Genomic DNA, 25,105 nt, shown 5'->3' on the forward strand with positions numbered 1-25,105 from the left:
ATGACGCCGTTTTTTGACAGTCTGGAAACCCGCCCTCCAGAACAACGTGAGGCCACGCTGATGGCGGCATTGCCAGCTCAGGTCGCCCATGCGCAAAAGGCGGCCTCCGCCTATGCCACCATCCTTGCTGGAGTTGACGCGGCTGGCAGTAACAGCCGGACTGCACTGGCACGCCTGCCGGTCACGCGTAAACATGAACTCCTGGACATGCAGAAAGCCGGCAGGGCACGTGATGCGTTTGGCGGTTTTTCCACATTGCTGCGCGGCCCCGACATGCCGCGCGTATTTTCCTCCCCTGGCCCCATTTACGAGCCGGAAGGAAATACCAGGGATTATTGGCGTGCCGGGCGAGCAATGTACGCCGCTGGCTTTCGCGCTGGCGACCTCGCCCACAACGCGTTCAGTTATCACATGACCCCGGGCGCCTTCATCATGGAGTCCGGTCTGCACGCAGTCGGCTGCACGGTGTTCCCGGCAGGGGTCGGTCAGACCGAGCAACAGTTGCAGGCGATTGCAGAGCTCCGGCCTGACGGCTACACCGGCACGCCGAGTTTTCTGCGCATATTGGTCGACAAGGCCATTGAAACAGGCAGCGACATCTCCAGCATGCGCAAGGGCCTGGTAGGCGGTGAAGCCTTCCCCCCCAGTCTGCGGGACTGGTTTACAGAACACGGACTTGCCGTTTACCAAAGTTATGCCACCGCCGATCTGGGTTTGATCGCCTACGAAACCGAATCCCGCCAGGGCTTGGTGATTGATGAGGGTGTCATCGTGGAAATTGTCCGCCCGGGCACTGGTGATCCGGTCCCGGAAGGTGAAGTTGGCGAGCTGGTTGTCACCACCCTGAACCCTGGCTACCCCCTGATCCGCTTTGGCACGGGGGATTTGTCCGCCGTTTTGCCTGGCCACTGCCCCACAGGGCGAACCAACACCCGGATCAAGGGCTGGATGGGCCGTGCTGACCAGACGACCAAAATACGCGGCATGTTTGTGCACCCCTCGCAGGTGGCCGACATTGCCAAACGGTTTCCAGAGGTGCTCAAAGTGCGTCTGGTGGTGACGGGCGAGATGGCCAGCGACAGCATGATGCTCAAAGTTGAAACGCATTCGGGCGGCGAGGGACTGGAAACCCGCATCAGCGAAGCGATTCGCGACGTGACGAAGCTGAGAGGTGACGTCGAAATTCTGGCACCGGGCAGTCTCCCGAATGATGGCAAGGTCATTGAGGACGCACGCAGTTATAAGTAGCCCCCACGCTTGTCGCTCCGCGTACTGCGCTGCCCCCCGAGGGGGCGCTGCGCCTGCGGGCCGGCAAAGCCGGACCCGCGGCCCCTGCTTGACTAAGACCCCGGTTCACGTACCCCATAGATCCGTTCCCCCCGTCCGACCTGAGCTTGTCGAAGGGGCCGTGGCGAGGCGTGCGTGCTTGCCCTTACGTAGTTCCCGCGATGGACAGTCCCTGGTCCGTTTGTAGACTGGGGGTGTCACTCAAAGGAGACTACTCATGAAACGCTTGCTTGTCCTCGCTGCTGCTGCGACCGCCCTGTTCGCCAACGCACAAACCTACCCCGGTTCAAAGCCGGTTTCCATCGTCGTGCCGTTTGCGGCCGGCGGGCCCACCGACCGTGTGGCGCGCGACCTGGCTGAAGCCATGCGCAAACACATTCCAGGCTCCAACTTTGTGGTGGAGAACGTCAACGGCGCCGGCGGCACCATAGGCGCGACGAAGGTCGCCAAGGCCAGCCCTGACGGCCACACTCTGTTGCTTCACCACATTGGTATGGCCGCAGCTCCGGGTTTGTATCGCAAGCTGCAATACAAACCGCTGGAAGACTTTGAATATCTGGGGATGATCAACGAAGTTCCGATGACCCTCGTCGGCAAACCCCAGTTGCCAGCCAATACCTACCGCGACTTTGAAAACTACATCAGGGCCAACGCTGGCAAGCTCAACATTGCGCATGCCGGCCTGGGTTCAGCTTCGCACCTGTGCGGCCTGATGTGGCAGGCAGCCATCAAATCCACCGAAGCCATGACCACCATTCCCTTTGGCGGCACGGCTCCGGCGATGAACGCACTTGTCGGCGGACAGGTAGACATGATGTGCGACCAGACCACAAACACGACCGGCCAGATCGAAGCCGGCCGGATCAAGGCCTTCGCCGTGACGACGGCCAAGCCCCTGTCCAGCAACAAGGTGTTGAAAGACCTGCCAACCCTGCAGGAAATGGGTCTTAAAGGTTTTGACCTCACCATCTGGCACGGTCTCTACGCCCCCAAAGGAACACCTCCGGCAGTCCTGGCACAGCTGAACACAGCCATGAAGGCGGCACTGAAGGACCCTGACTTCATCAAAAAGCAGGAAGGTCTGGGCGCCGTGGTAGTGACTGACAAGCGTGTTGATCCCGCTGCTCACAAGACTTTTGTGGCCAACGAAATTGCCAAACTCAAGCCTGTGATTGACGCTGCGAAACAGTTTGCAGACTAAATAGACACCGCTTCCCTCTCAGCCGCATGGCCGCAAGCCATGCGGCTTTTTCTTTTGCCGGCTACCGGCACACCACTCGGGTTATCCCACTGCCCAAAGGCGGTCGTTCGAATTACAAACAAGCCATGCCAACGCTGCGGGTTGTTGATTCCATTACCGAGCTCAGCCCGGTTGATGCGGGCTGCATTGCGGTCAGCGGCTCGCATGGCGGACTTAGTTCTGCGCGTTACGCGCTGGCCGCGCGGCCATTGCTGAGTATTTTTAACGACGCGGGTGTTGGCAAAGACAGCGCCGGTGTGGCTGCCCTGGATTTCCTGCAAGCGTCCGGTTTGGCCGCCTGCACGGTGTCGCACAAGAGCGCGCGAATAGGCGAAGCCCTGAGCACAATGTGCGACGGAGTCATCAGTTACGCCAACCCGCTGGCGCTAATGCTCGGCGTGCAGGTCAGTGAAGGCTGCCAGCGAGTTCTCGACAAACTGCAAACACATTGAAGGAAGCACATGCATTCAAATTTATTCCGTATCCGGCGTACTGCAATAGCAGGGATCCTCGCCGCCGCGCTGGGCGCAGCCTGCCTGCCCGCTGGCGCCCAAAGCGCGTGGCCCAACAAACCGGTGCGAATCGTTGTGCCCTTCGCCCCCGGAGGCACCACCGACATTCTGGCGCGCGCCATCGCCCCGGAGCTTGCCAAAGCGTTCGGCCAGCAGTTTGTGGTGGATAACCGGGCTGGGGCGGGCGGCAACGTTGGCGCGGACATGGTCGCCAAGGCGCCACCAGATGGCTACACGCTTGTCATGGGAACGGTCGGCACGCACGGCATCAACAAATCGCTTTACGCCAAGATGCCGTTTGACCCGCAGAAAGACTTTGCACCCATCACGCTGGTGGCCGGCGTGCCCAACGTGATGGTCATGAATGCCGACAAAGCGAACAAACTGGGTATCAACACGGTGGCGGATTTTGTCAAGTACGCCAAATCGCATCCGGGCCAGTTCAGCATGGCATCCAGCGGCAATGGCACCTCGATTCACCTGGCAGGCGAACTGTTCAAGGCACAAAACCAGATTTTCATGACACACATCCCGTACCGTGGCTCAGGCCCCGCCCTGCTGGACCTGGTCGGCGGCACTGTCGACGTTATGTTTGACAACCTGCCGTCTGCGATGCCTCAAATCAAGGCGGGCAAGTTGAAAGCCTTTGCGGTCACCAGTGCGCAACGCTCGGCAGCCATGCCTGAGTTACCCACGGTGGAGGAAGCGGGGAAATTAAAAGGATTTGAAGCCAGCAGCTGGTTTGGTTTACTCGCGCCGGCAGGGACACCGCCGGACATTGTCAGCCGCGTTCAGCAGGAAGTAGCAAAGGCCCTCGCCACCCCGGCCATTAAGGAAAAAATGCTGGCTCAGGGTGCGATTCCCAGCGGCAACACGCCTCAGGAGTTTGCAAAGCTCATAGAGAGCGAAATTGCCAAGTGGGCGCAGGTGGTGAAGGCTTCCGGCGCAAAAGTCGATTAACGGGCCAGCGACCTGCATCTTCAAGGTGCAGTGGTTGAGCGGCCTATTCAGACCCCCCAGACCACCTCGTGTCCCGCCTTGTGATTACGCTTGAGCATGTCGATAAACGGTACTGCCCGCTGGCGCAGGCCCGGTCCGTCGCCGGCCGCGGCTTCAGCCGCATCGTCAGAGCGCGACTCTTCGAGCGCGATGGCAGCCTCCAGAGCTGACACCGCCGCTGGCATCTCGTCGGGCAGGATGATGCCCTTGGGGCCTGCGTCCTTGCCAATGACTTCCAGCACACGGCGGCCGTTGGCCTCCAGCATGATGACGTCGCCTGAACCTTTGGATTTGAACTTGTACAGCATGAGCGGCTCCTTGGTATTTTTGATCGGATGAAATAATTATGGCGGCGCCGCCGTCCATCGTCTGTAGGCTGCGTTCCCGTTGCTTGATACGTCACGCAAAATAGGGGCATGTTTACGCTCCCAACCGCTCCCAAACCCGCCGTCCAGTCGCTCAGTCAGGACGGGCTGAGCCTGCTGGCGTCCGCTGATCTTGTTGCCACCCTTCCCCGCGACTGGGCGGCACAGTGGGAAACACTCGTGCCATCATGGAACCGACTGCCTCCCGACGCTCACCTCAAGGATGGCGGCCACTACCGTCAGCGCCGTCACTCCTGCTTTGTGCAGGACCTCTCCACCGGCGAGCTGACACAAACACCCCATCGCGCGCACTGGCAGCCCACGGATTACAACGCCTTGCACGGCGGGTTTGAGCGGTGGTTTGATCCGGTTGAGGATGGCGTTGCAACCGACAAGTCGTGGGTGGCCCTGCTGTCCGGACTGGGCCAGCTTTTTGCACAAGTCCGGCCTGGGGCGCGGTGGTTTGTGGAAGCCCACCAGTTCCGCATCGACACGGCCGGTGGCGTCGGCCGGCCGACACCGGAAGGCGCACACCGCGACGGCGTGGACTTTGTCGTTGTCTTGCTGGTTGCAAGGCATGGCGTGAAGGGCGGGGAGACGCGCGTCTTTGATGCCAATGGTCCCCATGGCCTGCGCTTTGTCATGCAGGAACCTTTGACCACCCTGCTGCTGGATGATGCGCGTGTGATTCATGAAACCACACCCATCCTGCCGGTTGAAGCCGACACGGCAAGCGGACACAGGGACACACTTGTTCTGACTTATCGGGCGGCGGGTTTCCAGGCTCCCTGAACGAGCCCACCCTCGCTTGCCCACTTAGCCGCCGCCCGCCCGATTGCGCCCAAAGGAGTGCCGGTCATGGTCTGCAAAAAAACACTTGACGAATATTGTTTAAACCTAAACAATTAAATTTCGATCAATCCACTGAAGCGGCGCCAAATGCACCTTCTCTGTCTGGGCGGCGGGCCTGCCGGTTTGTACTTTGCGCTTCTGATGAAGCTGCAAAACCCGGCTCACACCATCACCGTAGTGGAGCGCAATCGTCCGTTTGACACCTTTGGCTGGGGCGTGGTGCTGTCGGATCAGACGCTGGGCAATCTTCAGATCGCTGACCCTGTCAGCGCCCAGCTGATTGGTGACGCGTTTAATCATTGGGATGATGTGGAAGTGTTCTTCAAGGGGCGCTCCGTCCGCTCAGGTGGCCATGGCTTTTGCGGCATAGGCCGCAAGAAGCTGCTCAATATCCTGCAAGAGCGCTGCCTTGCGCTGGGTGTGGATCTGGTATTTGAAACCGATGTGCAGGATGACCAGGCCATCGCCGCCAAATACCAGGCGGATCTGGTTGTGGCCAGTGACGGCCTGAACAGTCGCATCCGCAACCGTTACGCCGACACCTTTAAGCCCGACATCGATTTGCGCGCCTGCCGCTTTGTCTGGCTGGGTACGCACAAAACTTTTGACGCGTTTACCTTCGCCTTTGAACAGACTGAACACGGCTGGTTTGCCGCACACGCCTACAAGTTTGACGACAGTACTTCCACTTTCATCGTAGAAACGCCTGAGGCTGTGTGGAAAGCCCACGGCCTCGACCAGATGAGCCAGGAAGAAGGCATTGCATTTTGCGAAAAGCTGTTTGCCAAATACCTGGATGGCAATGCGCTGATGAACAACGCAACGCACGTGCGCGGTTCGGCGATCTGGATCCGCTTTCCGCGCGTGGTCTGCGAGCGCTGGGTTCACCATGAAAACATCGGGGGTAAACAGGTTCCCATCGTGCTCATGGGTGACGCAGCTCACACCGCGCATTTTTCAATCGGTAGCGGGACCAAGCTGGCACTGGAAGATGCCATTGAGTTGAGCCGCTGCCTTGCCGCTCACGCTGATATTGAAAAGGCCTTGCAAGCCTATGAGACGGTGCGCAGTGTGGAAGTGCTAAAAATCCAGAACGCCGCCCGCAACTCAACCGAGTGGTTTGAAAATGTGAACCGCTACAGCAGCTTGGAGACTGAGCAATTTTTCTACTCGCTGCTGACCCGGTCCCAGCGAATCAGCCACGAAAACCTGCGGGTTCGGGATGCCTCGTGGTTGCAGGGATACGAACAGTGGCTTGCCACAAACATGGACGAGCCAGCTCCTCCGCCCATGCTGCTCCCACTCAAGGTGCGAGACGTTCAGCTCAAGAACCGTATCGTTGTCTCGCCCATGGCCACTTACAGCGCCGTGGAGGGCGTGCCGCAGGATTTCCATCTGGTGCATCTGGGTGCCCGTGCACTCGGCGGCGCCGCCCTGGTGTTTGCCGAAATGACCGCGCCTTGTCCGGAAGGCCGCATCACGCCCGGTTGCCCCGGGCTCTGGAATGAAGAACAGATGCTGGCGTGGAAGCGAATTGTTGATTTTTCCCACCGCTCCGGAGAGGGCGTACGCATGGGTATGCAACTCGGCCACAGTGGCCCCAAGGGCTCAACCCAAGTCGGATGGGATTCACCCGACGAGCCCCTTGCTGCCGGCAACTGGCCACTGCTGGCCGCCAGTAGAGTTTCTTACGGTCCAACCAATGCAGTGCCAGCCGCCATGACGCGGCAGGACATGGACCGCATCACCGCGCAATTTGTCCAGTCGGCGCGTTACGCGGAGCAAGCCGGCTTTGACTGGCTGGAGCTGCACTGTGCACATGGGTATCTGCTGTCCAGCTTCATCACACGGCTGACCAACCTGCGTACGGACGACTATGGCGGCACACTGAAAAACCGCTGCCGCTACCCACTGGAAGTTTTCAAAGCCGTGCGAGCCGTATGGCCGGCAAATTTGCCCATGAGTGTGCGCATCTCAGCGCATGACTGGGCACCGGGCGGCAACACCGCCGACGATGCGGTGGATATTGCGCGTCTGTTCAAGGCCGCCGGTTGTGACTTCATCGATGTCTCCTCCGGGCAAACCACGCGCGCAGCAAAACCTGTGTATGGCCGCATGTACCAAACGCCGTTTGCCGACCGCATACGCAACGAGGTGGGCATACAGACCATCGCAGTTGGGGCGATTTCTGAAGTCGATCATGTCAACAGCATCATCGCAGCCGGCCGCGCCGACCTGTGCGCGATTGCGCGCCCACACTTGGCTGACCCGGCCTGGACGCTGCATGAGGCGGCCAAGCTGCAAAGCCGCGCCGTCGACTGGCCCAAACAGTATTTGAGTGGCCGGGATCAGCTCTATCGCGAACTTTCAAAGAAAAATTGACGTTCTGCCCATTAACTACGGACATAGTTCGCTATCAAAAGCATAGTAAAACGCAACAGGAGACAAGCATGGACATGGAAGCAAGAGGACACCGCGAACACCCCGAGGCCTTGCGGCTGTGGCTGCGGCTGCTGACCTGTACCCAGCTGATTGAAAAGCAGGTGCGTGGGCAATTGCGCGAGCAGTTTGACACTACCCTGCCCCGCTTCGATCTGATGGCGCAGCTGGAGCGCAACCCGGACGGGCTGAAGATGAATGAGTTGTCGCGCCGCATGATGGTCACCGGTGGCAACGTCACCGGCATCACCGACCAGCTGGTGGCCGAAGGCGTGGTCGAGCGGGTGGACGTTGAAGGCGACCGCCGTGCCTACCGCGTGCGGCTGACCTCGCGCGGGCGCAAGGTCTTTGACGAAATGGCGCGACAGCACGAAAGCTGGATTGTTCAGGCCTTTGGCGGTCTCTCGGCACGCGAAGTGGAAACGCTGCACAAGTTGCTGGGCAAGGTCAAGCAACATCAGATGGATCTGGTCGCCACCGGCGAGGAAATGGACAAGACATGAAACACTACGTTGGCGCCAACAACCCCATGCAGGCGCAGTTCAATGCCCTGTGCAGTTATGAGGCCCGCCATTTTTCGTACGCGTGTGAGGCGGGTGTTGCAACGCTGACGCTCAACCGTCCGGACCGAAAGAACCCATTAACTTTTGACTCTTACGCTGAATTGCGCGATCTGTTTCGCGCGCTGAACCAGGCAACTGATGTCAAGGTCGTGGTCATCACCGGTGCGGGCGGCAATTTTTGCTCTGGCGGCGACGTGCACGAGATCATCGGCCCGCTCACCAGGATGAGCATGCCTGAACTGCTGGAGTTCACCCGAATGACGGGCGATCTGATCAAGGCCATGCGGCTGTGCCCGCAGCCGATTGTTGCCGCCATCGACGGAATTTGCGCAGGCGCAGGCGCCATGATGGCTCTGGCGGCCGACATGCGTTTTGGAACGGCGCAGGCCAAAACAGCATTTCTCTTTACCCGCGTAGGCCTGGCGGGTGCGGACATGGGCGCCTGCGCGCTGCTGCCGCGCCTGATCGGACAGGGTCGTGCGTCAGAGCTGCTGTTCACGGGCCGCGCCATGACGGCGCAGGAGGGTTTGCAGTGGGGCTTTTTCAACTCGTTGCACGAGCCGGATGACCTGCTGGCCAAAGCACAAGCGCTGGCCGCCGACCTTGCTGCCGGGCCCACCTTTGCGCACGGCATGACTAAAACCATGCTGCATCAGGAGTGGGCCATGACACTGGACCAGGCCATTGAAGCGGAGGCCCAGGCACAAGCCATCTGCATGCAGACACGGGATTTCAAACGCGCCTATGACGCCTTTGCCAGCAAGCAAAAACCCGTGTTTCAGGGGGACTGAGATGAAAGCCGACACGCGTCATCTGACACTCCCGTTTTTTGACGAAGCGCATCGCGCCTTGGGTCAGCAACTGTCTGAGTGGGCGCCCGCACAAACAGTTGACGAAAGCGACGACCGGCGGGCGTGCAAGGAGTGGGTAGGCTTGCTCGGACGATCGGGATGGTTGCGATACTGTGTACCCGCAGGCCCGGACGGCGCATGGGGCGGCGCTCTGGAGCAACTTGATTCACGCGCGCTGGTGGTGCTGCGTGAAACCCTGGCTTTTCACTCTCCGCTGGCAGATTTCGCATTTGCCATGCAAGGCCTGGGCAGCGGAGCAATCACCCTTGCGGGCACTCCAGCGCAGCAGGCTGCCTACCTGCCTGCGGTCGCCAGCGGCAACAAGATCGCAGCCTTCGCATTGAGCGAGCCCGATGCAGGCTCTGACGCAGGGGCCATGACAACCAGCGCCAACCTATCGGGAAGTGACTGGTCTCTCAACGGCTGCAAAACCTGGATCAGCAACGGGGGCATCGCCGACTTTTATGTGACCTTCACGAAAACCGACATGGGAGCGGGCACGCGCGGCATCACCGCGTTTATCGTGGACGCGGACAACCCCGGTCTGGACAGCAGTGAGCACATCGCGGTGATGGCCCCGCACCCCTTGGCCACCCTGAAGTATTCCAGCTGCCTTGTGTCAGACACAGCCCGGTTGGGTGCGCTCAACGGAGGCTTCAAGCTGGCCATGCAGACGCTGGATATTTTTCGCGCATCGGTCGCTGCCGCGGCGTTGGGCATGGCGCGCAGGGCGTTGGCTGAGGCCGTGCGTTTTGCGCATGAGCGAAGAATGTTTGGCCAGACCCTGGCAGACTTTCAACTGACGCAGGCCAAAATCGGCGAGATGGCGGCGTTGATTGACGCTGCTGCATTGCTGACTTACCGCGCGGCCTGGTTGCGCGACGACAGCGAACGCAAGGGCGCTGGTGCCCGTGCGACGGCGGAAGCCGAAGACCGGAGAGATCGCACCGTGGCAGCTGCGATGGCCAAAATGACCGCCACCGAAAATGCGCAACGTGTGATCGATATGGCACTGCAGATGCACGGGGGCCTGGGCGTGAAGATTGGGACCAAAGTTGAGAGCCTGTACCGTGACATCCGGTCGTTGCGTATTTACGAGGGCGCGACTGAAGTCCAGCAGCTCATCATTGGCAAATCGGTATTGCAATCATGAACGGCACGCCAACCCCATCAGCCCAGTTGGACCGCTTTGTGCACGACCGTCTGCCTCCCCCCGAGCAATGGCCGCAGATGCGTTATGAACTGCCGGAGCTTCAAATCCCGGCCCAGATCAATCTGGTAGATGCGCTGTTCGCCAAGGCCAGGCTCGCCGGTGATTCCAGCCGTCCCCTGCTCCGCTCGGATGCCTTGACGCTGAGTTATGACGAAGTGTCTGAGCGCGTCAACCGAATTGCCGAGGTGTTGATCGAAGACCTGCAGCTGGTGCCTGGAAACCGCGTCTTGCTGCGAGGCGGCAACTCCATCGGCATGGCGTTGAGCTGGCTTGCTGTTGTCAAGGCCGGTCTGGTAGCCGTCGCCACCATGCCGTTGCTGCGGGCTACCGAACTCGGCGACATCATCGACAAATCGCAACCGACGGTTGCCATTTGCGACGCCAATCTCATGGAGGAGCTGGTCCCGGCCCAAGCCGCGCACCCTGTGCTGCGCACCATTGTCATATTTAATTCGCCGGACGACCCGCAGGACCTTGGGGCTTTGAGTGCTGCCAAATCGGGGCGTTTCACTGCCTGCCCAACGGCGGCGGACGACATCGCCCTGATGGCCTTCACGTCGGGAACCACGGGCAAGCCCAAGGCGGCCGTGCACACCCATCGTGACGTCCTCGCAGCATGCGAAGCCTGGCCGCGTCATGTGCTCAAGGCCACGCCGGAGGACATTGTGATGGGGTCACCCCCCTTGGCCTTTACCTTCGGCCTTGGAGGCATGCTGATCTTCCCGATGTGGGCGGGGGCTTCGGTTTACTTCCCTGGCATTGCCTACACACCCGAAGCCATGGTCAAGTTGATCAGTCAGGTGGGTGCCACCATTTGCTACACCGCGCCCACGTTCTACCGCCAGATGGCGCCGTTTGCAAAACAATACGGTGTGAACAGTCTGCGCATCTGCGTCAGCGCAGGTGAAGGTCTGCCAGACGCCACGCGCCAACTGTGGAAGGACGCGACCGGTATCGAAATGACCGACGGCATAGGCGCGACCGAGATGTTTCATATCTTTATTTCCAGCGGTGCGGATGAGGCGCGGCGCGGTGCGGTGGGTAAAGTGGTGCCCGGGTACACCGCCAAAGTGGTTGACGACGAAGGCCAGGAGCTGCCCCGGGGCAGCGTCGGAAAACTTGCTGTCACCGGGCCCACGGGTTGCCGCTATTTGAGCGATGAGCGCCAGACCAACTATGTCAAAAACGGCTGGAACCACCCGGGCGACGCTTTCATGCAGGACCCCGACGGCTACTTCTTCTTTCAGGCCCGCGCTGACGACATGATCATCACCTCGGGCTACAACGTCGGTGGCCCTGAAGTGGAAGATGCCCTGCTAAAGCACCCCTCGGTTGCCGAGTGCGGGGTGATTGGCGTGCCCGACGATGAGCGCGGCATGGTGGTCAAGGCTTTCATCGTGCTCGAGCCGGGCTGTGAGGCCAACGATGCCACCACCAGGATCCTGCAGGACCACGTCAAGGCTATGCTGGCTCCGTTCAAGTATCCGCGTCAGATCAAGTTTGTGAGCAGTCTGCCGCGCACCGAGACCGGGAAACTGCAACGCTTCAAGTTGCGAACATCATGAAATTCACGGTCCACAAGAAAATCCGCTTCCACCATTGCGACCCTGCGGGCATTGTTTTTTATCCGCAGTTTTTCTACCTGCTGCATGAGGTGCAGGAAGACTTCCTGACCCACATCGGCCATCCTGAACACGAGCTGATCGCGGGCGGCACGGGCATCCCTATTGTCAACCTGACCACCGATTTTGTTGGCATGTGCCGGTTTGGCGACAAGGTCACCATCACCCTGCACCTGACCAGACTGGGCGGCGCCAGCATCGGCATGCACTATGAAATTCATAGCGAACTTGACCCGTCAATCAAGGGCAAAACCCTGAAATTGCGTGCAAATTCGGTGGTGGTGTGCTCCGAGATGCAGCATGGGAAGGCCATTGCCATTCCGGATGCGCTGCGCGAAGCCATGCTGCCTTATCTGGAAACCCCACAGGAAAACAAACCATGATGAAACTGTTGCAACCGCCAGAGTGGGCAGCGCCCAAGGGTTATGCCAACGGGGTGATGGCCAGAGGCGTCCTGATTTTTGTCGGCGGGCAGATCGGATGGAACGCGCAGCAAGAATTTGAAAGTGATGACTTCATCGCGCAAACCCGACAGGCGCTGCAGAACATCAGGGCAGTCCTGCTGGCCGGCGGCGCCGGGCCGGAGCACATGGCGCGCATGACCTGGTATGTGGTGGACCGGGTGGAATACATCGCGCGGCTCAAAGAGCTGGGCGCAGTTTACCGCGAGGTCATGGGTAAAAATTTTCCAGCCATGACCTGCGTGGAAGTTTCCGCACTGGTGGAAGAGCGGGCAAAGATCGAAATAGAAGTGACGGCCGTTATGCCGGACTGAGAGGAGAGGTCCAGCCCCCGCTCTTGCTCTTTTCTGGCTTAAGATGGCTATAAGACGCCCCGTCGCGCCCCGTTTTTACAGGACTTGCAGCCTATGACCGACAACAGCTCCACCTTCAGGCATATCGCTCCCGAGCCTGCATTTGGCCTTGCTGAATCCCAGCGAAGAATGCAGCAGCAATTGATGGAATCGACCGGTGTTGCGCAGTCCGTTTTCAACCTCAAGACGCAGCAACTCAATTGGAATAACCGCGCATACGAGATGTTTGGCGTCAGCCCGGTCGGTACGGTCATGACGCTGGAGACGGCGATGGACCTCGTCTACCCCGACGATCTGGAGATGGTGGTCAAGGCGCGCGATCAACTGCGTAAAGTCCCGGGAGCGCTGGAACTCGACTACCGCATCATCCGCCCGGATGGTGGCCTGCTTGATGTACACACCATGCTCTACGCTGAAACCGACGGGCAGGGCCGCCCGCTGGCCTATGTGGAACTAAGCCTGGACGTGACCGAACGCAAGCGGGTTGAAAATGCGCTCATTCACTCCGCCCGCCTGTGCCGGGTGCTCGACAAGGTGGCCACTGACGGCTATTGGGAACAGGCAGAAAGCTCAGACAGTGGTTATCGGGAAGAAACTATTCCCGCCCCGCTTGCGGCCAATCCGGTTCACTCGGGCCCGCAGCGGAAAATGCGAATCCTGTATGTAGAAGACAACATGTACAACCTCATGCTGTTTGATGACGTGATGCGCACCCGTGAGGATGTGGATATGCGGATGGCACAGAACGGTGCGCAGGGTTATGAGGTGGCCGCTACCTGGCAGCCGGATGTGCTGGTGATTGACGGGCGCCTGCCCGACACGCACGGGATTGATCTGCTCAAACGCTTGCGGGAGCTACCGGGTTTGGAGTCGACCCCGGCATTTATGTGTTCAGCCGACACCTTGCCGGAGCACAAAATAGTTGCAGAGCAAGCCGGGTTTACCGGCTACTGGACCAAGCCGGTCGACTTTGACAAGGTGTTCGACGAACTAGACCGCGTGGCGGCTACGACAGATCTTCGCTGACCGGACTCGTCACGCGGGAGCCGCGATTGCGCAGCTTCTTTACCGCAGCGGTTTACTCCATGCCCTGTGCGGGCGTCACAGAGCTTTCGCGCGTAATCATCCAACGGTCGCCGACTCGCATCCACTCCAGCGTCTTGGTCACAACATCCCGATAGTTGCTTGAGCGGTAAGTCTGCTTGAACACCGTGGTCGCACGGTTGCGATCAGGCTGTGTCAAGGTCAGATCTGAAACTTCAACGCTGACGTCTGTAGCTCGCTCCATCACCCGCTTGCGCCGCTCCTTCCAGGCCTCACGGTCGCCGCCCGTGGAAGGCACGAAGGTTGGCGCATAAAACCCGAAGTACCCGTCAATATCCCGTTTGGCCCAGGCAGCGCGCCAGGCTTCCAGCGTTTGCCTGAGTTCGCCCGCGCTAACGCTGTCTGGTAGCTGTGCTGGTGCGGGCGCCAGTGATGCACCGGGAGTTGGTGCTATCCGGGGCGCTCCGCGCGGCGCTGACGTTGCTGGCGCCGGAGGCATTGCTGCAGATGCTGGGGATGCAGCCGGGCTCGGCGTAGTAGCTGGGGCTGGCGTAACCAGTGCAGGGGACGCTGGATCACCCGGCGCGGCAACGGTGACGCCTGGCGCGAGAACCTCCTGGATGGCCCGCTCACGGGCGTTGAGCAAGGCAGTCTGCTTCACGAGGTCAGAAGCCCTTCCGACTAGCGCGGCTTTATCCACCACATAAAGGGCCACGGGTTCGGCAGGACAATGCTGGGAGGCATCCTCTCCCTCGTTCCATTGCTCAATACCGGGAACTGCACCCGTGTCCATTCTGGACAATTCCAGAGCGGTGAGAAGCGTACCCTGTGCGGCGTGCACCCGGACATAAGCCGCGTCTAGATCTATCTCTGCGTTGGCTACCGCCCGCTTGGACTGAAAAAGTTCGTTTTCGGTGTCAAGCAGATCAAGGAGTGAGCGCTGACCAATGTCGAATTGCAGACGATAGGCGTTGCGGGATTTCTCGATGGCCACCTTGTTCTGGTCAAGGTAGCCAATTTGCTCCTTGAGCTTGCGTACATCGTTATAGGCGATCAGCAGCGTCTGGCGGATATCGCGACAGGATTTGTCGCGCAAGTCCTTGGCCACATTGAGCTGCTCGGCAAACTGACGCTCACGTGCCCGGTCACTGAACCCGTTAAACAGGTTCCAGGTCATCACGACTTCAGCGACATTGTTTTCGGTGGTCCCTGGAATGCCACTCAGATTTTTGCCCTGATCACGCCGGAAGCGCAGGTCAAACCGCGGCTGATAGGCGCCGCTGCGGGAGGCCAGCGCAGCGTTGGACGCGCGCACATTTTCAATGGAGGCGCGCAAAGCTGCATTGCGGTACTGCGACAGTTTGATGGCACTTACTGCATCCGCTGGAATGTCCTGAGCCAGCGGCGTTGGAAGAGGCATTTCGACCGTTGGCATCGCGCCCACAATACGCTGGAAACGCGCCGTCGTATCGTGAAGGTTGGAAGTTTCAGTGAGCAGGTTTGACTCGGCCAACGCCACGCGGGCTGAGATTTGCTCCAGGTCAACTGCTCTGGCCACCCGCGCTTTCACGCGGCGTTCTGTCTGCTCGAAAACAGCGCGATGCTGGATAAAATTTTCCTCAGCAAGACGCACCAGCTCGCGAAAGCGCAAGACGTCGTAATAAGCGCGCGCAGCTTCAAACGCAACAGTTTCCGAGATGTCAAAAAACTCGAACAGGCGCACCATGCGTGCGTGATCCAGACGCTTGACCTCATTCCGGGTTGCGAATCCGTCGTAAAGCAGTTGCGTGAGGGTTAGCGAGGACGAGGTTCTCTCGTAGCGCGAGCGCAATGCGGCGTCATTGCGCCGCTCAGTACCCTGCCCGGCCACCAGATCAACCTTGGGCAACTGCGCACCGAAGCCAACATCCCGTTCGTTGCTGGCAGCGTTGAGCGTGTGCCAGCGCGCCATGACTTCAGGGTTATTCAACACGGCTTTTTGCGTGGCTTCCTTAAGCGTCAGTGGCTTTTCAACCTGCGCCAAAGCCTGCACGGAAGCGAACATGCCCAAGGCACAAAGCCAAACCGCAAATCGCACGGGGCGAATGTTAAAGCCTGAAACGCGGGATTTCATGGGCCTGCGCCCGCCAACATCACCGCTACACTGAAGCGAAACAGGGCCCACACACCCACTGCCCACCCTGGCTGAAGTGAGCGCTTTGCTGGCAGTGGCTGCATTGATTTCACTCATTTCGAAGTATCAAACTGTTTCAAGTACACGCTATTGTCTCCGTAACCCGAATACCAAATGCTCGCCCAAACATTCGAAATAAGGTTAAGAATGGGTCGTTAGTGACTGTTTTATATGAATATTTTTATGCTAACGCAGGTTTTATAGAAGCGCAATTAATATACCGGCGAATACCCTCATTGGTGCGAAAACGAAACACTTGAAGCATCTTTCCAGAATTCTGTTGATCGTCTTGGCCGTCGCGGCAGGGGTTTTTAAGGTTGCGGCACTGGACCTTGAACGCATGCAAGGCGTGGTGTCGCAGCGCTTCGGGGCGGCGGGAGTGAGTTCGTTCAAGGATTGGCAAAAACTGGTCCAGGACAATGCCAATCAACCCGCGACAGCGAAGATCAGGCAAGTGAACGATTTTTTCAACCGCCGCGTCAAATTTGGCGACGACCAGGTGGTGTGGGGCCAAAGTGACTATTGGGCGACGCCGGTGGAGACCATAGGCAGGGGTGCAGGAGACTGCGAAGACTTTGCCATCGCCAAGTACTTCACCCTGTTGTTGCTCAGCATCCCCGATGAAAAACTGCGTCTGATCTATGTGCAGGCCCGCATTGGCGGCGCCAACAGCAGCATCACGCAGGCGCACATGGTCCTGGCGTTTTACCCCGAGCCCAACGCCGAACCACTGATTCTGGATAACCTGATCAACGACCTTCAGCCCGCATCCCGCAGGCGGGATTTGCTCCCCGTTTTCAGCTTTAACGGCATGGGCCTTTGGCAAGGCGTATCGGGGGCACAGGGTGCCGGGGGGCCGTCCAGCCTGTCGAGATGGCAGGAGTTACTCAAGCGTGCCCGCGCTGAAGGCTTTGACTAAATTGACTGATGTGATTCAGAAACCGCTATAAAGAAACTGTTCCGAGGGGAATTTTCCATGTCGATGTACCGCCAGTTGTGGCTTGCAATCATTCTCAGCACCTTGATGGCGTTGTTGGGAGGCTTGCTCGCGTCCACACTCAATGCACGCAACTACCTGTCAGAACAGCTCAGCTCAAAAAACTCCGACAACGCGGCCTCCCTGGCGTTGGCACTGAGTCAGCAAAGCGCGGATTCAGTCATCATCGAGTTGACCGTCGCCGCACTGTTCGACGGGGGTCACTATGAACTCATACGCGTCATTGATCCGACGGGGCAAACCATGGTTGAGCGCGTCGCACGCCAGCAGGCCAAAACGGTGCCTGACTGGTTTATGAAAGTCTTGCCTCTATCGGCCGCCCCGGGCCAGGCACAGATCAGCAATGGCTGGAAGCAGCTGGGCACCCTCACCCTGATAAGCACCAGCAGGTTCGCCTATGAGTCTCTCTGGAAGAACGTGTTGCAACTGGTGGCCGCTTTGGGATTGGCCGGCATGGTGGCGGGTTACCTGGGAACGCTTGTGTTGCGGCGCCTGCGTGAACCCCTGCAACGGGTCATTGATCAGGCCAACGCCATCAGTGACCGCCGTTTTGAACTGATCGAGGTGCCCGACGTCCCGGAGCTCAAGCAACTGGCTATCGCCATGAACAGCACCGTCAGCCGGCTCAAGGGGATGTTTGCAGAAGAGGCGCAGCGCCTCGAAGTTTTGAGGGTCACGGCGAACTACGACACGGTAACCGGGCTCGCCAACCGGACCTTCTTTCTGATTCAGTTGCTGGACACGCTGGACAGCGAGGAGGCGGCAGATGGCTCGCTGCTGTTGATTCGTCTCGCAGACTTTTCCCGGCGAAGTCAACGGCTGGGACCACAGACAAGCCAGGACATGCTGAAGGCGTTTGCTGCTGTCCTGAGCGAACACGCAACCCGCCTAGGGGGCGTCGCCGCACGCATTGGCGACTCAGACTTCGCCCTGTTGCTACCCAGCCAGTCGCCCCCTCAGGACGTGGGCCAGTCGCTCCTGACCGCCTTCAGCAAAGCGCTCACCCCGCTGCACGGAGAAAAATCAACCGCGTATATCGGGATCGGAAAACTTCAGCGTGGCCAGGACATGGCCGGGCTGATGGCTGAAGCTTCGGCCGCGCTGGCCATCGCGCAGGCCGAGGGGACTGATGCGATAAGGATGTCCGGTTCGGCTGCCGGCACCACCGCGCCAGACGATGCTGATGCAACGGCGCGTGCCATCAAGCTCGCGCTGGAGCAGGGTCGCGCAAGGCTGGCCTCATTTCCGGTTCTTGATCTGCAAGGCCAGTTGGTTCACCGCGAATGTCCACTCGAGCTAAAACTGGATGAAGACGACGACTGGCAGGCGGTCACCCGCTTCCGGCACGTGACCGAACCATTCAACCTGTCGCCGCTGATTGACTTGACCGCCGTGAGGCTCGCGCTGGAGAAACTCCGTGGCCAGCCCGGCCTGACAGGTGTGTCGCTACAGCTCTCTGCGGCCTCACTCGGTGACACCAGTTTCAATAAAAGCCTGTTGACCTTACTCAAAACCAATGCGGCCTTGGCCAATCGCCTCTCCCTGGAAATGCCGGAGGCTGACGCCATCAAGAACCCGGAAAGACTCCGCACCTTTGTCACACAAGTCCGAAAAAGCAGCGGCCGCGTTGGTTTGAAACATTTTGGGCGTGACTTCAGCCACGTCGGCGTCTTGCACGACATGGGACTGGACTTCGTAAAGGTCGACTCGAGCTTTATCCGCGGTCTGCAATACAGCGCCGACAACCAGGTCTTCCTCAAGGGGCTGGCAAAAGTGGCCCACAAAATGGGCATGCAGGTCTATGCCGAAGGCGTTATTGACCGCGCGGAACTGGCAGCGCTGGAGGCGGCCAGTTTTGATGGGGCAGCGGGCCCGGCGATGCGGGAAGCAGCCTGAGCGTCAACACCCGAGTCGAACTGCCACTCAACGACCCGGGAAGGCCGACATGCAGGCGCTCTTCCCCAATTTGTCCGCAACGGGGCCAAATCGCCTGCCTTCACCAGCCTTTTCAAACAAAACCCGGTGCTAGCCCTTTATTGACGGTCGGAGACAGCTATCAAAAACATAGCAATCTGGTGAGCAGGCGTAGCGGAGACACAACGGCCTCCGCCCTTCCTTCTCATCAATCGGTGTTGAGCTTTCCTTTGGTCAGCATGTCCTGAATCACCTGTTGGTCTGTGGTGAAAGAGCCAATCATGTCCACACCACTCAGTACAATCCGCTGATCTTCGGCCGCCGAGACCACGCCGGAAGGCGCGCCCACAGCATGTGGATCGGAGGCAAACCCACCAGTGGTACTGATGTGAACGATGGTGTCTGCACCGGATTTTTCAAAGTGCAGGAAGTTGGCCAGGTTGTCCTGTCCCAGCAGAGTGCCGACCGATTCGCCCACCAGCAGATCGCGCAGATCCAGAACGTCACCGCCCGCCGCACGGGTGGCCAGATTGAAGTCTGTGATGGTGTCAGTTACTGGCCCTCTTGCCGTACCGCATTGTCCAACTCCCAGGCAAAGATATCCGCGCCTAACCCACCGCTCAGGTTGTCGGCGCCTGGATGTCCAACGATCAAATGGCCCGACAACAATCGCTGCCTCTCTTACAGAAATTTCAAACGGCAGGCGTTTGCACGGCCCGGAGATCAACCTCCGTCTTTCTGCAACAAAAAAAAGCCGCCGAACTAAGACAATTCTGCGGCTTTCCTGAACAGCAATCCTACTCGGTAAGCAGCTTGTTATTGTTCAGCAGTTGTTGAATGACCTGCTGGTCGGTACTGTTGCTGCCTATCAGATCAACACCCTGAAGAATGATGGTCTGGTCTTCTTTTGTCGCGGTATAGCCGCCTCCGAAGCCACCAGAAGTGCTGATGTGCACCTTGGTGTCGATGCCTACCTTTTCGAAGTGCATGAAATTGGCCAGGTTACCCGTGCCAACACCGGCAGCTTCGCCTGCAAGCAGATCACGCAGGTCAAGAACATCTCCGCCGCTACCGGGCGGGGCCGTGTTGAAATCAGTGATGGTATCGACCGCCGGTGAACCGTTTGTCCCCCGGTCGGCAAGTGTCCACTCAAAGATATCAGCGCCAACACCACCCGTAAGCAAATCGTTTCCTGCCCCACCATTGATAACATCGGCGCCGATACCCCCGTCGAGAGTGTCGGCGGCCGCCCCGCCCTCCAACCGATCATTGCCATCACCGCCATTAAGCATATCAATGCCGTCACCCCCGCGCAATACGTCGTTCCCAATACCCCCGTTGAGGATGTCGTTGCCGGCCCCTCCGGCAAGTATGTCATCACCGGCATCGCCGCTAAGAGTGTCGTCCCCATCCCCGCCTTCAAGGATGTCATTGCCTGCGCCGCCGCTCAGGGTATCGTTGCCGGCCTGACCGACGATTCGATCATTGCCCGCTGTCCCATTGATCGTGTCCTGTGCGGACGTTCCAAAATGGGTGTTGGTGATGACCTTCAGGGTCAGGTCGGCGCTGGAAGTGTCACCATTGGCATCGGTCAACGTATAGCCAATAACCTCAGGCGCAACCTCCGTGGCAGACGAATTATTTTGCATGCCCGAGAAGCTGATCGTTTCGATGCGTGCGTAGGCATCCCCCGCGGCTTCGACGATGATCTTGCCGATCCCTGTGAAATGGGCAGGTACTACTACGACGTTTTCATCATCACTGCTGAACTGGCCGAGGAAGGCGCCGTCCACCGCGTAGACCTTGTAGGTCAGCGAAGGATCAGCTCCGTTGCCAGGGGGGCCAAGGTTGCTGCCCGCCGCATTGATGACAAACGAAACGTTCATTACGCCAACCGGATACTTCGACTGCTCAAAATTGATCACGAGCGACTCCAGCCCATCTACCAAGTCGTTGCCGCCGCCAGTGGCATTTGTTCCCGTCACACCAGCACCTGTGGTCCCGTATGCTACGGTCGTGTCTGGGGTCGAACTGGTCGGACTCATACCTTGCAAGGTAACGCCGTTTGTCGGGCCGCCGGTGAAGGTAAAGCCGGCGAGAAAGGCGCGCGCGTCTCCGTCTCCTGTAATTCGCACGGCACCGACATTGCTGTAGGCCGAAAGGTCAATGATGCCTTCCGTGATGACGTCATTCACAGTGCCGATGACCTGATTATCGGTATCGTAGATCGTGTAATCCAGACGTCTGACGCCTCCTAGATTGCTACCCGTGCTTATGTTGACCAACACATTGCTGACCCCCGTCGGATACTTCGCGCTGTCAAAGTTGATCTGCAGCCATTCGGCGTTGTCTATTCGGTTGTTAGCGCCGCCGCCAGTGACGCCAGCTCCGTTGGCCGACGTATACGTCGGCGTATTGCTTCCAGTAAGTGTGAAGCCACTTACTGCCGCCGGCGGTGCACTTGCAACGGTTAGGTCGATAGTTGTCGCCGTAGTCGCCGTCGCCGTGGTCAGGTCCATGGTCACAACAGCAGCCGTAGATTCATAAGTGACTCCACCGATGCGCGCCGCCGATGCACCTACGCCCGTCACCCTGACGCTTCCCACGTTGCTGAAATTTCCCAGATAAACATTGCCTTCGGCTATGCTGCCGGTGATGGTGCCGAGCAGGGTTCCGCCGGTGTTGTATATCTGGTAGGTAAGCCGTTGAGCTCCCTCCAGCGTGCTGCTGGCATCAACAATAACGGACACATTGCTCACACCGTTCGGATGTGTCGTGTTGCTGAAATTGATCTGTAGCCACTCGGCGTTGTCCAGAGTGTTGCCATTGACGCTGGCACCCACACCGGACCCGTAGCTGACAGCAGCGCTGCCGGTCAATGTCACACCCGAAGCGGCAGTCGGCGCCGAGTAGAAATCGATGCTGGAGACTCCGCTCGAAGTCGCAGCATTGGGAACAGCGGTAGTTGGCGGCGTGTATTTATAGTAACCCGTCGAATCAAACTCCAATGCCGACCCGGTGGTCGCGTTTGTCCAGGTCAACCGGCCAATACCGCTGGTTGCGTCATGAGCAACCGTGTAATTTCCGCCTCCGACGGAGCCTGAGCTCGCGCTAGTCAGGGAAATAGACAACCCCTTGAATAGAACTGAAGAGACGTCAGCACCATCAACAATCTTATCAACCCCTTCGCCACTTACTGCAAATGGCGTTACTTGACCGGTCAATGCACCACCAGAATCGGTGCCCACCCCTGAAATCACGTTACCCTCCAGGAAGGTCGACCCCGCGTACAAGGTGTCGGTGTCAGCATTGGCAACTGGTTTGCCATCAACAACCCTGATGGTCTGAACTGAACTGGCCGTGTCGGCGTCGTTGTCCGACACTACCGCAGTCAACGTGAATTCGGCGCCCGTAGCAGCGGAGCCACCAGTGAAATAGGTGTAATTTCCATCCGTGAAGTTAAACACCATGGTTCCGTAGATGAACCCTTTACTATCATTCAATGTCAGCGATGAACCAGCTGGAATGGTCCCTACAAATCCATTGCTGGAAGTGATTTGCCCCGTCCCAGGGTCGTAGGTAAAAGTGACTGTGGCATCCGCAGAACCATTTCCATCGCTATCAAGCGCAAGCGTCAGCGTCTTGACGTACCCACCGTCGGCACCGAAGCTGACGGATTGGGCGCCGCCGCCTGCTACCACGTTGCCGCCGAACCCTTGCGGCACAGTCGAAATCAACTGTTGATCAAGCTCATTCAGATCAGGCACCACAATCGCTCCATCAGCCGCCCCGTCGCCAAGGGTGTCAACGTTGTGAATAGCGTTAAGTTGACTGAGGTCTGCGATACCGGTACCAATACCCACTGCATAGGAATTGATCCCATTGGTCGCAGCAAAATTGACGTAACTTTGTCCGGTTGTGGCATATACCGCGGTTGCTGGATCGGTTACGTTTCCTCCGGAGGGCGTGCCGTCAGACAGGAAATAAACATAGTTTTCTTTGGCTGAATCAATAGCTCCGAAGTTGTCTTGAACTCTATTCAGAGCTTCCTCGTAGTTAGTACCGCCGGTCCCGCTAATACCATCGATGGCGTTCACCGCCGACGCCAAGTTGGTATAGGCTCCAACGTAATTTGCGCCCGTAGAAAAAGTAATCAGCCTGATTTCTACATCCGGAGACTGATTGAAATATTCAGCAACCAATGCAGCCAACGCGGCTTTGGCCATAGTCAAGCGATCGGTCTGCGTGACGGTGCCATCTGCATTTATTTGACGCACAGCACCGTAAGGCGGGGCCATGCTACCTGACACATCGAGCACCAGCATTATTTTGAATGCTGGTACAGGGCTTTGCGGCACAACAACTATTGCATTGACCGCTGTTGGGCTGTCATCGAGGATAGTGACTTTTAAGGATGAGTCGGTGACGTTGGCATCGTAGTTGATTGTCTCCGTCAAACTCGAATTGTTTGCCACCAAACTATTGTCGGCCCGTGTGTTTAGCGTATAGGTGTAGTCACCTGCGCCGGCGCCTGAAATGTCGATGACAGCATTGCCGCTTGTGGTGTTTATGCCGATGTAGCCAACGCGCGCATCTGTATCACCGGCAAGATTGTCAGATACCCAAGCGCCCCCGTTAAAGTTCACTTGGTTAATGAGTGTATTGGTACCGCCATCGTTAGCGAACAAGTTTCCTGTTGCAATTGTCGTCCCCCCCCCGGTTCCCGTAGGTAGCGCAGACTCATGAACCGTCGCAAGATCGACATTGGCACCTGAGACATTGAGCGTAACGGTGCCGTTGCTGAACTGGCCCTCGTCATCCTGAATGCGGTAAGTAAAGGTCGGTGTTCCTGGCGTAGCGCCCGGCGTATAGGTGAATGTTTCATCACCGTTATCTATCAACGTACCAGTTGTGGGTTGGGTGAACGAAACAAAAGTAGCCCTATCCGGCAAAGTATCGTTAGCCAAAAGTGCGGCTTTGGTGATGATGATCGGCGTCCCAACCGCCACATTAAAGCTGTCAGCCGTGGCCACGGGCGTGCCGTCGTCCACGGACGCAACAGTGATGGTCCTCGTAGCAGTTCCTGATGTGGCGCCACTGTTGTCAGTAGCACTGAAGTTGAAAGAAGTAGAACCATTCCAATCGCCCAGCGGCTTAAAGTACAACGTCAGACTGTTGCCCGCGGCGGTCAATGGGGTGCCGGTGGGGACCATTTGAGTCATTGCAGCATCCGAATACAAGGTGCCATTTGCAGGCAAGCTCGAGAGCGTGAAGCTTGAGACAGTCCCGTCAATGTCAGTCCCGGTCAGAACAACAGCAATAGGTGAAGCAGGATCTTCTGAGCCGGTGGAGGCTCCCGAACTAACCACCGGGGCGTCGTTGGTCCCATTGATGGTGATGTTCAGTACCGCTACATCCGTCAGGCCGCCGTCGCTCAGGGTGTAGTTAAAGCTCTCAGTCAGCGTGCCGCCCGCATTGAGCGCCTGCACCGTGGTGTTGGCCTCGTCGATGACGTAGGTGTAGCTACCGTTGGCCGCTAGCGTCAAGGTGCCGTAGGTGCCCACCAGTGCGCTGCCTACCGTGCCGGCCGTTCCCGAGCCCTCGGTGGCGCCCAGACGAATCGCTGTGACCGTCAGGGCCGTGCCTTCCGGGTCGGTGTCGTTGCCAATCGCGTTGCCGGTGGCGTTGGCGCCGCCCGAGGCATTGGCCGTTCCACCTTTTTCTGTGGCAGCGCCCGCGTCGTTCGTGCCCACTGGCGCATCATTGACCGCCGTCACGTTCATCGTGATGGTGTTCGGTGACGCATCAAACGCGCTGGACTGGTCACGCACGCTGAAGGTGAAGGTTGTGTAGGCCGCGCCGTTGGCGTTGGCCGCCGCCTGGAAGGTCAGGTTGCCAAGGCTGGCCGCCGTGATCACCTGGCCCACCGTAACTGCTACGCCCGACAGCAGCAGTGTGCCGGCCGCTGGCAGTGCATCGATCCGCACCGCGCTCAGGGTGTCCCCAGCGTCCACATCGCCAAATCCAAAGTCAGCCGCGCTGAAGGCGCGCGCCGTGTCTTCAACTGCCGTCAGGGTGGCGTTCGTGCCTGTCGGCGCTTCGTTCACGTCGCCCACGTTGATCGTCACCGCCTTGTTGCCAAACAGCGCCCCGGTCCCCGCATCCGTGGCCACCACCGTGATCGCGTAGCTGTTCTTGACTTCGTAGTTGGCCGCCGCGT

Annotated in this window: 19 protein-coding genes; 15 read left to right on the top strand and 4 right to left on the bottom strand. The window is 58.7% G+C overall.

Annotated elements, in window-relative coordinates; all coding sequences use genetic code 11:
* From VE934_RS14660 to VE934_RS14675, 4 genes are all read left to right on the top strand, one after another.
* On the top strand, positions 1–1,248 hold the full coding sequence (locus tag VE934_RS14660) for a phenylacetate--CoA ligase family protein (protein WP_324888777.1): 1,248 nt from the start codon (positions 1–3) through the stop codon (positions 1,246–1,248).
* Between the two features lie 256 nt (positions 1,249–1,504).
* Positions 1,505–2,488: a tripartite tricarboxylate transporter substrate-binding protein gene (locus tag VE934_RS14665; RefSeq protein WP_324888779.1), complete on the top strand. Its 984-nt coding sequence runs from the start codon at positions 1,505–1,507 to the stop codon at positions 2,486–2,488.
* Between the two features lie 125 nt (positions 2,489–2,613).
* Positions 2,614–2,979, top strand: coding sequence for a hypothetical protein (locus tag VE934_RS14670; RefSeq protein ID WP_324888781.1), 366 nt, complete (start codon positions 2,614–2,616; stop codon positions 2,977–2,979).
* Between the two features lie 9 nt (positions 2,980–2,988).
* Positions 2,989–3,999 carry a tripartite tricarboxylate transporter substrate binding protein gene (locus VE934_RS14675; RefSeq protein ID WP_324888783.1) on the top strand — a complete coding sequence of 337 codons (1,011 nt, stop codon included), beginning with the start codon at positions 2,989–2,991 and terminating at the stop codon, positions 3,997–3,999.
* A 47-nt stretch (positions 4,000–4,046) separates the two neighbouring features.
* Here VE934_RS14675 and VE934_RS14680 read toward each other — a convergent pair whose 3' ends face one another.
* Positions 4,047–4,346, bottom strand: coding sequence for a DUF1840 domain-containing protein (locus VE934_RS14680; protein WP_324888785.1), 300 nt, complete (start codon positions 4,344–4,346; stop codon positions 4,047–4,049).
* Positions 4,347–4,454: 108 nt separating this feature from the next.
* Here VE934_RS14680 and VE934_RS14685 point away from each other — a divergent pair, with 108 nt between their 5' ends.
* From VE934_RS14685 to VE934_RS14725, 9 genes are all read left to right on the top strand, one after another.
* A complete protein-coding gene (locus VE934_RS14685) occupies positions 4,455–5,195 on the top strand; it encodes a 2OG-Fe dioxygenase family protein (RefSeq protein WP_324888787.1) in 741 nt (246 codons plus the stop codon).
* Positions 5,196–5,342: 147 nt separating this feature from the next.
* Positions 5,343–7,637, top strand: a complete 2,295-nt coding sequence (locus VE934_RS14690; protein ID WP_324888789.1) for a bifunctional salicylyl-CoA 5-hydroxylase/oxidoreductase — start codon at positions 5,343–5,345, stop codon at positions 7,635–7,637.
* Between the two features lie 68 nt (positions 7,638–7,705).
* A complete protein-coding gene (locus VE934_RS14695; RefSeq protein ID WP_324888791.1) occupies positions 7,706–8,197 on the top strand; it encodes a MarR family transcriptional regulator in 492 nt (163 codons plus the stop codon).
* Complete coding sequence (locus tag VE934_RS14700) at positions 8,194–9,048, top strand: enoyl-CoA hydratase family protein (RefSeq protein WP_324888793.1); 855 nt, start codon at positions 8,194–8,196, stop codon at positions 9,046–9,048. Before VE934_RS14695 ends, VE934_RS14700 begins: the two co-directional genes overlap by 4 nt.
* 1 nt (position 9,049) lies before the next feature.
* Positions 9,050–10,261, top strand: coding sequence for an acyl-CoA dehydrogenase (locus VE934_RS14705; RefSeq protein ID WP_324888795.1), 1,212 nt, complete (start codon positions 9,050–9,052; stop codon positions 10,259–10,261).
* Positions 10,258–11,886, top strand: coding sequence for an AMP-binding protein (locus VE934_RS14710; RefSeq protein ID WP_324888797.1), 1,629 nt, complete (start codon positions 10,258–10,260; stop codon positions 11,884–11,886). The genes VE934_RS14705 and VE934_RS14710 overlap by 4 nt, the downstream gene beginning before the upstream one ends.
* On the top strand, positions 11,883–12,326 hold the full coding sequence (locus tag VE934_RS14715; RefSeq protein ID WP_324888799.1) for a thioesterase family protein: 444 nt from the start codon (positions 11,883–11,885) through the stop codon (positions 12,324–12,326). The genes VE934_RS14710 and VE934_RS14715 overlap by 4 nt, the downstream gene beginning before the upstream one ends.
* Positions 12,323–12,718: a RidA family protein gene (locus tag VE934_RS14720; protein ID WP_324888801.1), complete on the top strand. Its 396-nt coding sequence runs from the start codon at positions 12,323–12,325 to the stop codon at positions 12,716–12,718. The genes VE934_RS14715 and VE934_RS14720 overlap by 4 nt, the downstream gene beginning before the upstream one ends.
* A 93-nt stretch (positions 12,719–12,811) precedes the next feature.
* Entirely contained in the window at positions 12,812–13,783 is a 972-nt protein-coding gene (locus VE934_RS14725; RefSeq protein WP_324888803.1) for a response regulator, read from the top strand.
* Positions 13,784–13,835: 52 nt separating this feature from the next.
* Here VE934_RS14725 and VE934_RS14730 read toward each other — a convergent pair whose 3' ends face one another.
* The gene (locus VE934_RS14730) at positions 13,836–15,914 is read right to left on the bottom strand and encodes a TolC family protein (RefSeq protein ID WP_324888805.1); all 2,079 of its coding nucleotides are present in this window, start codon (positions 15,912–15,914) and stop codon (positions 13,836–13,838) included.
* 316 nt (positions 15,915–16,230) lie between these two features.
* Between VE934_RS14730 and VE934_RS14735 the strand changes: the two genes are divergently transcribed.
* Both VE934_RS14735 and VE934_RS14740 read left to right on the top strand, forming a co-directional pair.
* The gene (locus VE934_RS14735) at positions 16,231–16,893 is read left to right on the top strand and encodes a transglutaminase-like cysteine peptidase (RefSeq protein ID WP_324888807.1); all 663 of its coding nucleotides are present in this window, start codon (positions 16,231–16,233) and stop codon (positions 16,891–16,893) included.
* A gap of 57 nt (positions 16,894–16,950) precedes the next feature.
* Entirely contained in the window at positions 16,951–18,867 is a 1,917-nt protein-coding gene (locus VE934_RS14740; protein WP_324888809.1) for a bifunctional diguanylate cyclase/phosphodiesterase, read from the top strand.
* A 226-nt stretch (positions 18,868–19,093) separates the two neighbouring features.
* Here VE934_RS14740 and VE934_RS14745 read toward each other — a convergent pair whose 3' ends face one another.
* Entirely contained in the window at positions 19,094–19,612 is a 519-nt protein-coding gene (locus tag VE934_RS14745) for a type I secretion C-terminal target domain-containing protein (protein ID WP_324888811.1), read from the bottom strand.
* A 70-nt stretch (positions 19,613–19,682) separates the two neighbouring features.
* Complete coding sequence (locus tag VE934_RS14750; RefSeq protein WP_324888813.1) at positions 19,683–25,013, bottom strand: Ig-like domain-containing protein; 5,331 nt, start codon at positions 25,011–25,013, stop codon at positions 19,683–19,685.
* Between the last annotated feature and the right edge of the window lie 92 nt (positions 25,014–25,105).

The sequence above is a fragment of the Polaromonas sp. genome (assembly GCF_035638815.1).
GTDB lineage: Bacteria > Pseudomonadota > Gammaproteobacteria > Burkholderiales > Burkholderiaceae_C > Polaromonas.